Origin of the sequence: Pedobacter ginsengiterrae (assembly GCF_039537385.1) — a bacterium.
GTDB classification, from domain to species: Bacteria; Bacteroidota; Bacteroidia; order Sphingobacteriales; family Sphingobacteriaceae; genus Pedobacter; species Pedobacter ginsengiterrae.
On the sequence record NZ_BAABAK010000004.1, the window covers coordinates 146,699 to 159,660 of the forward strand.

Consider the following 12,962-nt stretch of genomic DNA (forward strand, 5'->3'; position numbering starts at 1 on the left):
AGCAAATGGCAGGACTACAGCTGCGAAGAATTACATGTTCTTTCGTTCTCTAAATATTCAAATTAATTATCTAAATATCAGTTTATTATTTTTTTAACTTAAAAATCAGTAATGTAACTTATTTTTAAGTTGTATACCTGAAAAATAAGTTATAAGTTTGGGTTATGGAAGAATTAACCAAAACCGAAGAACGCATTATGCAGGTTTTTTGGAAATTGCAAAAGGCATTTGTTAAAGATGTAATCGAAGAACTCGATGAAGAGCCAAAGCCACCATACAATACCATTTCTTCGATAGTAAGGCTTTTAGAAAAAAAAGGTTATTTAAGCTATAAAGCTTACGGAAAAACTTACGAATACTTTCCTGCTATTACGAAAGATGAATATGCTAAGACAACTTTTTCTAAGATGTTTTCGAGCTATTTTGATAGTTCACCAGCTAGTTTATTATCGTTTATGGTAAAAGAAGAAAAGCTTAATGAAAAGGATATTGAAGAAATAAAGAGAATTATCGACCAAAATTCTATGTTATGATGTTAATTTATCTGTTAAAAGTTTCGGCTTGTATCGCAATATTTTTCGCAGCTTACCAATTGCTGCTGGCAAAGCTTACCTTTTTTAAGTTAAACAGAACATATTTGCTGTTTGCGCTTATGGTTAGTTTCATTATTCCAGCATTAACCATCGAGAACAAACGTGAAGTGAGTGTTGATAATAAAGCGACTGAATTAAAAGCTGCTTACGGCAACTATATTTCTTTCGAGGAAAATATTAATGATGATAATGCCAATGTCGCTCAACCTCATAACTGGAAACAGATCGTTGAATATGGTTATTATGCAGTTTTAATCGCTTTTCTATTAAGGATTTTGCTCACAATGGGTTACATCAGGTATGCCATTAACAAGTTCGAAATGTTGAAATTAGGTTCAGTTGTTTTTGTTAAAAAGAATTCGAAAATAAAAAACTGCACTTTTCTAAATAAGATAATTATCGATTCTTCGCTTACTATAGAAGAACAAAAAATGGTTATCAGGCATGAATCGGTACATGTTAAGCAAGGGCACGGCTTCGATAAGTTACTGGTCAATATAGCTTGTTGTATCTTATGGTTTAATCCTATAATTTATTTATGGAGAATAGCGATAGATAATAATCATGAGTTTTTAGCTGATGAAGAGGCTTCTGAAACCATTGATAAAAATGTTTATGCTTCATTATTGCTAAATCTGGCGAGTCAAACTAATAATTCTGTTGCAAATAACTTTAGTAAACTTCCACTAAAAAATCGAATTATGATGATGTACAAAAAGCCAAACAATCCAGTTAAAAGACTTACCTATTTTGCTGTAATTCCTTTGGTGTTAGTTTGTTCTTTTGCTTTTGTTAATCGTAAAGAAGTTATAGTAGAAAAAGAACGGATGTCAAACCAACTACAAAGCACGCGAAAGGTAGATTTTTCAAAAACGAATTACTTTCTAAGTAATGGTATTGTTGAAAACAATAACTTAATGGAAGAGCAGGTACTTATTATTGATGCTGGACATGGAGGCGAGGATAATAGCTCGGTAGCATTAGATGGCCAAAAAGAAAAGGATTTGAATTTAAGGGCTGTTATGTTTTTAAAAGAAGAAGCGTTAAAAAGAGGAATAAAGGTTGTGTTAACGAGAAGCGACGACAGATTTCTATCTCTGAGAGATCGTTTACCTAAGCAGCAGGGAACTGCATTTATATCCATTCACCATAATTCAAAGCCGATAACTGCAAATAAAGCTTTTGACGGTATCGAAGTTTATGTTTCAAAATTAAATAGAAATATTAAAGGTGCCGAAAGATTAGGAACTGGTATTTTGAGTAAACTTAATCGCCTTGACGGAATGGCGGTAAGAGATTCTTTAGGGAATGTTAATTTACTTTTGTTAAGAGATTCTAAAATGCCTTCTGTTTTAATCGAAATGGGCAATATTGCCGATGGAAAGAGTTTAAATTATATTAACAATGAGAAGAACATACGTCGAATTAGCAACTTAATTTTAGATGGTTTTGAATCTTTCTTTAAAGCGGGATGTTAACGGCAATGCAAACCTTGACCACGAAGTGTTAATGAAAGGATTTATACTTCTATCTTTTTTATTTCTCAATATTTTAAACGCTCAGGCGCAATTTAAAATTTCGGGTAAGGTTACAAATGCTAAAAATGATGATTTGCCATTTGTAATTGTTAAAATTTTTAATGGGGATAAGCAAATAAGCTATAGCCAAACAGATAGTTTAGGCGTTTACAATTTAAATAATCTGAAAGAAGGAGCATATTCAGTCCTCTACTCAGGTTTATTTATTACGGAAAAGAAAAGGATTATCAATTTAAAAAGCGATACGATTATCAATGTAACTGTTGATGAAATTTCGAACAACCTTAAAGATGTAAACATCAGTTTCAGGAAAAATATAATTGAAAGGAAAATAGATAGAACTGTTTTCAATGCCGAAAATAGTATTGCAGCAATTGGAACCGATGCATTAGAACTACTTGCCAAAATACCTGGGGTTAGGGTGTTAAATGATAAAGTTTCTTTAGTAGGGAAGGGCACTGTTAATGTAATGATTAACGATCGGCTCATTCAGTTAACCGCTGATGATTTATCTGATTATCTGAAATCTATTTCCTCAGATAATATTTCAAAAATAGAGATTATAACTAATCCGCCTGCCAAATATGATGCCCAGGGAAACAGTGGTTTAATTAATATCGTATTAAAAAAGGTTTCAACTGAACTTTTTAGCGGTTCCGTTAATGCGGGCTTTAACCAAGCTGCTCATCCTACTTTTTCTTCTGGAGGAAATTTAAATTTCCGAAAGAATAAAATTACCATTTTTTCGAACCTTAATTTTAGAAAGGGATCGCTTGTTCCTTTTGAACAAAGTAATGTTTTTTACCCAAACCAAACCTGGAACATTATTAATAAGGATCGAAATTTCAGGACGGTTCCTTCTGGCCAAATAGGAATAGATTATCAACTATCTAAGAAAGCGATTTTAGGATTGTCCTATAATGGCGGGTTTACCAATTTTCATTCAGAGGAGAAAATTGTTACCAGCATTTTTAATAACGCATCAAGTTTAGATTCACTCCTTAATTCGGATGCAAATGCAAAAATTCGCTCTCATTATAATGCTGTAAATATTTATTTTAAACAAGCCTTAGATTCTGCAGGTAAACAAATTACCATAAATGGCGACTGGTTTAAGTATAAAGATGATAAAAGCAGACAGTTTGATAATACAAGTTATACTGGAAATGGATTGGTTATTCCTGGTTCATTTGCTGAATATCTATCCACAAGTAAACAAAATATAGACTTATTTACTTTAAAGATAGATGTTGATTTGCCTTACAAACCTTTTACTTTATCATTCGGTTCCAAACTCAGTTTTATTAAAAACGAAAGCGATGTTGCGTTTTATCAATCGGTAAATGATATTTATAAATTAAATCCCGAACAGAGCAACTTATTCGACTACCAGGAAAATACACAGGCGCTTTATTTTGATCTGAATAAGAGTGTAAAAAATTGGAGTTTTCAACTTGGATTACGTGGAGAACATACGCAGATCAAAGGCGTTTCGTTAGACAACATTAATTCTAACAATTATTTTAAACTTTTTCCAACCGCTTTCCTCAGTTATAAGTTAAATGATAAAAGTACATTTTCAGTAAATTATGGCAGAAGAATTAACCGACCAGCTTATAAAAAACTTAATCCTTTTAGGTGGTATAGTAATCAATATGCTTATGCAGAAGGTAATCCTCAATTGCAGCCATCTTACAATAATAATATAGAAATAGCACATAATTACGCCAGTGTTTTTTCAACTACGTTCACTTATAGCCATACATCCAACGGTTATAACGATGTTAATTTTATTAATGCGAATTCAAATATTCAGGTTTTGAAGCCCGTTAACTTTATAACGGGTTACAATTATCAAATTAGTAATGCTGTTACTTTTAGCGAAATAAAATGGTTTGATAGTACAAATCAGCTTGATGTATTCTACTCTGTTTTTAAATCCAATATTCCGCAAACCTTAAATAGGGTAGAAGGTTATGGGGCTTACGTATCGACTATAAATCAATTCAGATTTAACCAATCCAAAACATTTTTGGGCGATGTAAGTTTCTGGTATCAGTTTCCAACTATAGATGGTTTGAATAAAAATAAAAGTCAGTATAATTTAGATTTAGGTTTGAAAACAATATTGATGAATAAAACGCTGCAAATTGCTTTGAATGCTACTGATGTTTTAAAAACGAATAAGTATCGTTTTAGTAGTTTGATTAATAACCTTAAACAGGAGTACAACAACTATTACGATAGCCGTCAGCTAAGATTAACCATTAGGTATAATTTTGGAAGCGATAAGCTTAAACAGAGAACTGCCAAAGCAGGTAACGAAGAGGAGCGAAGAAGAAGCCAATAATTTGATGTGAAAATCCCGCTGTTAAAATGCTTCGGCCAAACTGATGTAAAAGCCACTTTGACGTTTTTCATTTACTAGTTTTTCACCTATTCCGTAATCAACACGTACGCTAAGTCCTTTTGCAGTGTCGAAGAAATATCTTCCGCCAAAACCATAATTAGGTTTCAAGCTTTTAAAATCAAAATTTCCATTATTGAAAACTTTACCCGCACCTGCGAAGGCTACGATTCCAAAGCGGTTCATAAAACGATAACGTAATTCTAATTGCGATGCCATTAGATTCTCATCACGGTAGCGGCCGCCATAATAACCCCGCATAATTTGGTCATTCCCTAATTGCTGAAGTAAGTAGAATGGTGTTTTAGAGCTTTGTATGGTGTAATAAATTCCTTGTACACCTAAAATAACCTTTTTACTAATCGACCAGAAACTTCTAAGGTCGACCTTAATCTGGCTTCCTGTAAAACTATCTCCACCAAAAAAATCTGGCGCATATTGATAAGTAACTCTACCGAAGAAACCTTTACTCGGGTAATTGTTCGAATTTCTCGTGTCGTAACTTTGGCTTAAGCCAAGGTAAGCAACCGAGCCACCATCTTTATCTAAAATTGCAGGGTTGTTGCTGAAAATTCCTCCAGTTACCTGATCAGTAAATTTATAAGTTTCAAAACCCAAGGATACACCAGTGTAAGCATTTTTTAAAAGATTTTTTTCTGCATCAAACAGCATTTTAAACTGGTTCATAACCAATTTATCTTCGTCCGTTTTTTGCGTTGTATTTCCTATTCCATAAAAGTTAAAAGGCATTTCTTTAAAACGAACATCGCCAATAAAATGGTATTTATTTCCAGGCGACCAAGCATCTCCTTTTAAGGCAACATTATAGGTTTTTTTTGTTGAGTAAGTGCCATTTACCGAGAAATTGGAACTTCTAGTGATTGTATCCTTTCTATCCGTATAATAAGAGTAAATAGCGCCAAGACCAAATTCAAAGCCTGTTTCTTGAGAATAACCAAAAGCAGGTATTGGTAAAAAACTGGCTTTTCGTGTTGTATCTTTCTCATTCGACAGCATTTTCTTAATCAATTTCATTTGTGCCCAACCCGAAAAAGAAAACAGACTTAAAGAAAGTAAAATAACCAGTTTTTTCATAGTGCAAAGAAAAGAAAATATTTTAGTTCGTTTGTCATCGGATGATTTCTCTGGTATTGATATTATGGAATATGTTTTTAAGGTCAGCCCAATCAAAATCTAATTATGAGTATTGGGTGAGCTGCTTGCCAATTCTATTTGTAACAAATGGATCATTAAATCCAATAAGTGAAAGCGAATTGCAAATTGCAAACGGTTTGCCTATTTTTGCGGCAAACAATACAAAACAAAATGAGTAATACAAGAGGACCAATATCTCAGTTCATGGAGCGTAATTACCTCCATTTTAATGCTGCAGCAATGATGGATGCAGCTAAAGGTTATGAGACACACTTGGATGAGGGTGGGAAAATGATGATCACTTTAGCTGGTGCAATGAGTACAGCCGAATTGGGTATTTCACTTGCAGAAATGATTCGTCAGGATAAAGTGGCTATTATTTCTTGTACAGGTGCAAACCTGGAAGAAGATATTATGAATCTTGTTGCGCACTCACACTACAAACGTGTACCTAATTACAGAGATTTAAGTCCGCAGGATGAGTGGGATTTATTAGAAAACCATTACAACCGCGTTACCGATACTTGTATACCTGAAGAAGAGGCTTTCCGTCGTTTACAAAAGCACATTCAAAAAATATGGATGGATGCGGAAGCGGCTGGTGAGCGCTATTTTCCTCACGAATTTATGTATAAAATGCTTTTGAGCGGTGATTTGGAGCAATACTATGAAATTGATCCAAAAAATTCGTGGATGCTTGCTGCTGCTGAAAAGAATTTGCCAATTGTTGTACCTGGATGGGAAGATTCTACAATGGGTAATATTTTTGCTTCTTACGTAATGAAAAAAGAGCTAACTGCTACAACGGTTAAAGGCGGTATTGAATATATGGGTTGGTTAGCCGACTGGTATATTGCTAACAGCGGTGGAAAAGGAATCGGTTTCTTCCAAATCGGTGGCGGTATTGCTGGCGATTTCCCGATTTGCGTTGTTCCTATGCTTTATCAGGATATGGAAATGGAAAATATTCCTTTCTGGAGTTACTTCTGCCAGATCTCTGATTCGACAACTTCTTACGGTTCATATTCTGGTGCTGTACCGAACGAAAAGATCACCTGGGGTAAATTAGATATTCATACACCTAAATTCATTGTAGAAAGTGATGCTACAATCGTAGCGCCTTTAATGTTTGCCTGGATATTAAAACAATAATCAGAATTTATGTCAAAACCAAATTGGTTTTGAGTATGCCTATTGGAGATTAACTTCGAAAATAGGCATTTTTGTTTACTGATTGGCTTGAAACTGCATTTGTTTAGAATGATTATAAATTGTATTTCAAGTCAGTATTATGTCATGGGATTTATTAATAAGTTATACTTTTGTTCAAGTTTTGATGGGGATATTGCATCCCAAGCATCAATTTCACAACAAAAAGTAAATTAAATAAGTATAAAGTGTTCATTATGAGAGATATCTCGATGATTTTAAAAAACGTTTGGAAGTCGTTATTCCTGTTTTCAGCCATTTCTGTAATTGCGGTTTCTACCGTTAATGCACAAGATGCTGCAGCTGGACGAACACTTTTCAAGGCGAAGTGTACATCATGCCATGCATTAGATGCAAAAATGATTGGTCCTGCCTTAACAGGTGTGAGCGATCGTCACCCTGAAGATTTTCTTTTAAAGTGGATTCCGAACAGTGGTGCATTAATTGCTTCTGGCGATCCTGCAGCTGTTAAGCTTTTCAATGAGAATGGTAAAATAGCAATGACTGCTTTTCCAGAATTGGACGAAGCGAAGGTTAAAGACATTTTAGCTTACATTAAGGAAGGCGAGCCTAAGCCGAAAGCTGGTGCTGAAGGTGCTGCTGCTCCAAAAGATGATACCACTTCAGGTTTATCTATTGCGGGTATCGTTGCAATAGTTTTAGTTGCAATCGTGATTTTAGTAATCTTAGGTCGTGCTTCTAAATTATTAGAACGCTTAATTCTACAAAAACAAGGTATCGAGATTGAAGAAGATGTGCCATTAAAGGTTGGTGTTCGCAAAATGTTCAAAAACAAGAAATTTGTTATGTTCTTCATTTTGTGTTTAATCATTGCTTTAGGTTCTTGGGGTTGGATGGGTATGTGGAACACTGGTGTTCATACAGGTTACCAACCAGTACAACCAATTAAATTCTCACACGAGTTACACGCAGGTATCAATCAAATCGATTGCCAGTACTGTCACTCGGGTGCATTTAAATCTAAAAACGCTTCAATTCCATCATTAAATGTTTGTATGAACTGCCACAAAGCGGTACAAGCAAGAACGGAAGATGGTCAAGTTTCTCCTGAGATTAAGAAAATTTACAATGCTTTGGGTTACGATCCTGAAACGCAGAAATACGATAAGAGTAAAGAAAAACCAATGGAGTGGGTACGTGTACACAATCTTCCTGATTTCGCTTACTTCAATCACTCTCAACACGTAGTTGTTGCAGAAGATGCAATTCGTAAAGCAAAAGGATTACAACCAACAGAGCCTGTATGTTTCGCTTGTCATGGTCCTGTTAATACAATGGAAGAAATTTATCAATATTCTCCATTAACCATGAAATGGTGTATTAACTGCCATAAGGAAACTGATATTTCTGGTCAGAAAAATAATGCTTTCTACGCTAAGGTTATCGAAGCGCATGAGAAAATTAAAAAAGGCGAGAAAATTACACCAGCGTTATTGGGTGGTTTAGAGTGTGGTAAGTGCCACTATTAATAGTTAGAGTTTTAGTAAGAACGTTCGATAAACAGTAATATAGCTTAAATGGAAAGCAATAAAAAATACTGGAAAGGCTTAGAGGAGTATAACAATACACCCGATTTTGTTAAAAATAGCAAAAACGAATTCGCCGAGCCACTTCCAATAGAAGATGTTTTAAATGAAGCAGGGTTAAGTACCGTTACCCCACGCCGCGACTTTTTAAAGGCGTTAGGTTTTGGTTTAGGTGCAGTTACTTTGGCGGCATGTCAAACAGCCCCGATTCATAAATCTATTCCTTACCTGGTAAAACCTGAAGAGGTTACTCCAGGTATTCCTAACTACTATACTTCTAGCTTTAACGGCCAGAGTATTTTAGTTAAAACAAGAGAAGGTCGTCCGATTAAAATAGAACCAAATCCAAACGCAGGTAAATTTAACTGTGGTACGGATGCAAGAGCGCAAGCTTCGGTTTTAGATTTATACGATGTATCCAAATTAAAAGCACCAGTTCTTAAAAATGAAGAAACAACTTGGGCGAAGATCGACAGCTTTGTAAAAGGCGAGTTGGCAAAAGCACAAGCTTCAGGTAAAAAGATTCGTATTGTTGCATCAACAGTAAGCAGTCCATCAACAAATGCTGTTTTAGCGCAGTTTGTTGCTAAATATCCAGCGGCTAAGTTGGTTCAATACGATGCGGTTTCTTATACTGGTATCATTCAGGCTAATCAAAATAGTTTCGGTAAAGCAGTTTTACCTAAATACAATTTCGATAAAGCAGATTTAATTGTAAGTTTTGCAGCAGATTTCTTAGGTACATGGATTAGCGGTGAGGAATTTACTTCTCAATATACTGCCAACCGTGACTATAAATCTTTAGAAGGTAAAAAAATGAGCCGCCACATTCAATTTGAAAGTGGAATGAGCTTAACAGGTACAAATGCAGATACACGTGTACCAATCAAATTATCAGAAGAAGGTCCTGCTTTAATTGCTTTATATAACGCAATTACTGGTCAATCTTTACCAGGCGGAACTTTGGGTAACAATACTACTGCTGATAAAGTAATTAAATTAGTTGCTAAAGAACTTACACAAGCTAAAGGCAAATCGTTAGTAGTTTGTGGTTCTAACGATGTTTCAACTCAAATTTTAGTAAATGCCATTAACGCTGCTATCGGTAGTTATGGTACTACCATCGATTTAGATAATCCTTGCTATTTATACGCAGGTAACGATGCTGAATTTAATGGTTTAGTTGCTGAAATGAGCCGTGGAGAAGTTGGCGCTGTTTTATTCTTAAACAGCAACCCTGCTTACGATTTCATGAATACAAAAGCATTTACTGATGCCTTGGCTAAAGTTCCTGCAAAAATCTCTTTCGCAGATAGAGCTGATGAAACAGCTTCACTTTGTGATGCTATTGCGATTAACCATAACTATTTAGAATCGTGGGGTGATGCAAGTGCTTACGAAGGATATTATTCAATCGTTCAGCCTACAATCAACCCAGTTTTCAACAGCCGTCAGGCAGAAGAAAGTTTATTAACATGGGCTGATGCACCAGTTAAAGATTACTATCAGTTTGTACGCAGCAACTGGGAGGCTAAAATGTTACCAGCACTTGGTATGTCTTGGTCTGATGTTTTAGAAAAAGGTGTTGTTACTTCTACTGCTAAACCAGCAGCTGCATATAGCTTCAGTCTGTCTTTAGCAGCAGTTGCAACTTCAATTGTAAATAGCAGTAAAGCATTAACAAAAGATATCGAATTACAGGTTTACGAAAACATCCCAATGCGTGATGGTAAAAATGCAAATAATGCATTCTTACAAGAATTACCTGATCCAGTTTCAAAAGTAACTTGGGATAACTATGTTGCTCTTGCACCTAAATTCGCAGAGAAATTAAAAATAAAAGAATTTGATGTTGTTACTGTTAAAGGAAGCAACGGATATTCAGTTGACTTACCAGTACTTATTCAACCAGGCCAGGCGCAAGGAACAGCTTCAATCGCTTTAGGTTACGGTCGTACAAAAGTTGGTAAAGCAGGTAATGATGTTGGTAAAAACGCATTCCCTTTCATTTCGTTTGTAAATGGAACAATGCAATATGCTACTAACGTAACCATTACACCAACTGGTGGATATTACGAATTAGCACAAACACAAACTCACCACTCTTTCGAAGGTCGTGCAGTAATTAAAGAAGCTACATTCGCAGCATACTTAAAAGATAGTTCTGCAGGTAATCACAAGGGCGATCATAAAAACTATGACCTTTGGGATGAATACGAGAAACCAGGTAACAGCTGGGTTATGGCTATCGATTTAAATGCTTGTACAGGTTGTGGTTCTTGTGTTGTGGCTTGTAACGTAGAAAATAATATTCCTGTTGTAGGACGTGATGAGGTTCGCCGTCGTCGTGAAATGCACTGGATTCGTATCGATCGTTATTATAGCTACGAAACACCAACTGGTGATGTTACAAAAGAAAAAGAAATTGCTAATCTAGAAGATTTAGATCACGTTTCTGTTGTTCACCAGCCAATGTTATGTCAACACTGTGATCACGCACCTTGCGAAACAGTTTGTCCTGTATTGGCAACGGTACACTCATCAGATGGTTTAAACCAAATGGCTTATAACCGTTGTGTAGGTACTCGTTACTGTGCGAATAACTGTCCATACAAAGTACGTCGTTTTAACTGGTTCAACTACTGGAACGATTCACGTTTCGATAACTATTTAAATAACGAGTTTACTCAATTGGTTTTAAATCCTGATGTAACTACACGTTCACGTGGTGTTATGGAAAAATGCTCAATGTGCGTTCAACGTATTCAGGCAGGTAAATTACAAGCTAAAATTGAGAAACGTCCATTAAAGGATGGCGATATTAAAATGGCTTGTCAAGAAGCTTGTTCAGCAAATGCAATCATTTTTGGTGATGCAAACGATCCTAATTCTGAGGTTTCAAAAGCTTTACGTTCTGAGCGTATCTACTACGTTTTAGAAGAGATAAACGTGAAACCAGGTATCGGATATATGACAAAAATTAGAAATACAGATACAACAGTACAAGCGTAAGCTTTAGTATAAAGAAAATACAAATTATGTCAGGACATAACGAATCAATACTTAGAGAACCATTAATTACCGGCGATAATATCACGTATGCAAAAATTACGGACGATATTTTAATGCCGGTAGAAAATAAGCCAAACAAAGCTTGGTGGATTGGGTTCATTTTTGCCTCACTAGGTGCTTTACTTTGGGTTGTAGCAGTAAGCTACACTTTCTGGAATGGTATCGGTGCATGGGGTTTAAATAAAACAGTGGGTTGGGCATGGGATATTACCGGCTTCGTATGGTGGGTAGGTATCGGTCACGCCGGAACACTTATTTCAGCTGTACTTTTACTCTTCCGTCAAAACTGGCGTAACTCCATTAACCGCTCGGCAGAGGCGATGACAATCTTTGCGGTAATATGTGCGGCAACTTATGTTGTATCTCACATGGGCCGTCCTTGGTTAGCTTATTGGGTTTTACCTTTACCAAATCAATTTGGATCACTTTGGGTAAACTTTAACTCGCCACTTGTATGGGATATGTTTGCAATCTCAACTTATTTCTCTGTATCCTTATTATTCTGGTATACAGGTTTATTGCCAGATATTGCAACCATTCGCGACCGTGCTACAGGCATGCGCAAAAAGGTTTATACAATTTTTTCATTCGGATGGAGTGGAAGTGTTAAAACCTGGCAACGTTTCGAAGCTGTGTCTTTAATCCTTGCAGGTATTTCTACACCACTTGTATTATCGGTGCACACTATTGTATCAATGGACTTTGCAACATCAGTAATTCCAGGATGGCACACTACAATTTTCCCTCCTTACTTCGTTGCAGGTGCAATTTTCTCAGGCTTCGCGATGGTGTTAACCTTATTATTGGTTGCACGTAAAGTATTAGGTCTTGAAAACTACATCACAATGTTCCACATTGAGTCGATGAATAAAATCATCATCTTAACCGGTTCAATTGTAGGTGTGGCTTACTTAACTGAATTCTTTATTGCATGGTATTCTGGTTCAGAATATGAGCAGTATGCATTTATCAACCGTTCTACCGGTCCTTACTGGTGGGCATATTGGATGATGATGACTTGTAATGTAATCTCTCCACAATTACTTTGGTTTAAGAAAATCCGTTTAAGCATCAGAGCAACATGGATTTTATCAATTGTAGTAAACATTGGTATGTGGTTCGAACGTTTCGTAATTATCGTTACTTCATTACACCGTGATTATATTCCTTCAAGTTGGGCAATGTTTTATCCAACATGGGTTGATGTAAGTGTGTTCGTGGGTTCAATCGGACTATTCTTTACTTTGTTCTTATTATTCTTAAGAGTATTACCTTCAATCGCTATAGCAGAGGTTAAGTTATTATTGAAAACTGCAAGTGAGCAGGCTAAGATGAAACAAATTAAAGAAGGACATGAGAATAAAGAGTATGTAGCAGAATACATAGAGTCTTTAGAAAAATTTGATAGTGTTAAACAAGAAGATTACGCAAAAATATAACA

8 protein-coding genes are annotated in these 12,962 nt (G+C 35.6%); 7 read left to right on the forward strand and 1 reads right to left on the reverse strand.

What is annotated here, in order from left to right; genetic code table 11:
- The first annotated feature begins 164 nt into the window (after positions 1-164).
- Genes ABD692_RS05365 through ABD692_RS05375 form a run of 3 tightly spaced genes read left to right on the forward strand, consistent with a single transcriptional unit; the run spans position 165 to position 4,481 of the window.
- A complete protein-coding gene (locus ABD692_RS05365) occupies positions 165-533 on the forward strand; it encodes a BlaI/MecI/CopY family transcriptional regulator (protein WP_344765628.1) in 369 nt (122 codons plus the stop codon).
- A complete protein-coding gene (locus ABD692_RS05370) occupies positions 530-2,071 on the forward strand; it encodes an N-acetylmuramoyl-L-alanine amidase (protein ID WP_344765630.1) in 1,542 nt (513 codons plus the stop codon). Before ABD692_RS05365 ends, ABD692_RS05370 begins: the two co-directional genes overlap by 4 nt.
- A complete protein-coding gene (locus ABD692_RS05375; protein ID WP_344765632.1) occupies positions 2,043-4,481 on the forward strand; it encodes an outer membrane beta-barrel protein in 2,439 nt (812 codons plus the stop codon). The genes ABD692_RS05370 and ABD692_RS05375 overlap by 29 nt, the downstream gene beginning before the upstream one ends.
- A gap of 21 nt (positions 4,482-4,502) precedes the next feature.
- On the opposite strand, the gene ABD692_RS05380 is transcribed toward ABD692_RS05375, so the two are convergent.
- Entirely contained in the window at positions 4,503-5,633 is a 1,131-nt protein-coding gene (locus ABD692_RS05380; RefSeq protein ID WP_344765634.1) for a BamA/TamA family outer membrane protein, read from the reverse strand.
- A 231-nt stretch (positions 5,634-5,864) separates the two neighbouring features.
- Here ABD692_RS05380 and ABD692_RS05385 point away from each other — a divergent pair, with 231 nt between their 5' ends.
- From ABD692_RS05385 to nrfD, 4 genes are all read left to right on the forward strand, one after another.
- A complete protein-coding gene (locus tag ABD692_RS05385) occupies positions 5,865-6,845 on the forward strand; it encodes a deoxyhypusine synthase family protein (protein ID WP_057931708.1) in 981 nt (326 codons plus the stop codon).
- Between the two features lie 254 nt (positions 6,846-7,099).
- The gene (locus ABD692_RS05390) at positions 7,100-8,392 is read left to right on the forward strand and encodes a c-type cytochrome (protein WP_316761798.1); all 1,293 of its coding nucleotides are present in this window, start codon (positions 7,100-7,102) and stop codon (positions 8,390-8,392) included.
- A gap of 48 nt (positions 8,393-8,440) precedes the next feature.
- Positions 8,441-11,461, forward strand: coding sequence for a TAT-variant-translocated molybdopterin oxidoreductase (locus tag ABD692_RS05395; RefSeq protein ID WP_344765641.1), 3,021 nt, complete (start codon positions 8,441-8,443; stop codon positions 11,459-11,461).
- A 26-nt stretch (positions 11,462-11,487) separates the two neighbouring features.
- Entirely contained in the window at positions 11,488-12,960 is a 1,473-nt protein-coding gene (gene nrfD / locus ABD692_RS05400) for an NrfD/PsrC family molybdoenzyme membrane anchor subunit (protein ID WP_316761791.1), read from the forward strand.
- The last annotated feature ends 2 nt before the right edge of the window (positions 12,961-12,962 follow it).

Excerpts from the sequence above, each read along its gene's own strand:
- ABD692_RS05365 (WP_344765628.1), top strand. The coding sequence starts at position 165 with ATGGAAGAATTAACCAAAACCGAAGAACGCATTATGCAGGTTTTTTGG.
- ABD692_RS05370 (WP_344765630.1), top strand. The coding sequence starts at position 530 with ATGATGTTAATTTATCTGTTAAAAGTTTCGGCTTGTATCGCAATATTT.
- ABD692_RS05380 (WP_344765634.1), bottom strand. The coding sequence starts at position 5,633 with ATGAAAAAACTGGTTATTTTACTTTCTTTAAGTCTGTTTTCTTTTTCG.
- ABD692_RS05385 (WP_057931708.1), top strand. The coding sequence starts at position 5,865 with ATGAGTAATACAAGAGGACCAATATCTCAGTTCATGGAGCGTAATTAC.
- ABD692_RS05390 (WP_316761798.1), top strand. The coding sequence starts at position 7,100 with ATGAGAGATATCTCGATGATTTTAAAAAACGTTTGGAAGTCGTTATTC.
- ABD692_RS05395 (WP_344765641.1), top strand. The coding sequence starts at position 8,441 with ATGGAAAGCAATAAAAAATACTGGAAAGGCTTAGAGGAGTATAACAAT.
- nrfD (WP_316761791.1), top strand. The coding sequence starts at position 11,488 with ATGTCAGGACATAACGAATCAATACTTAGAGAACCATTAATTACCGGC.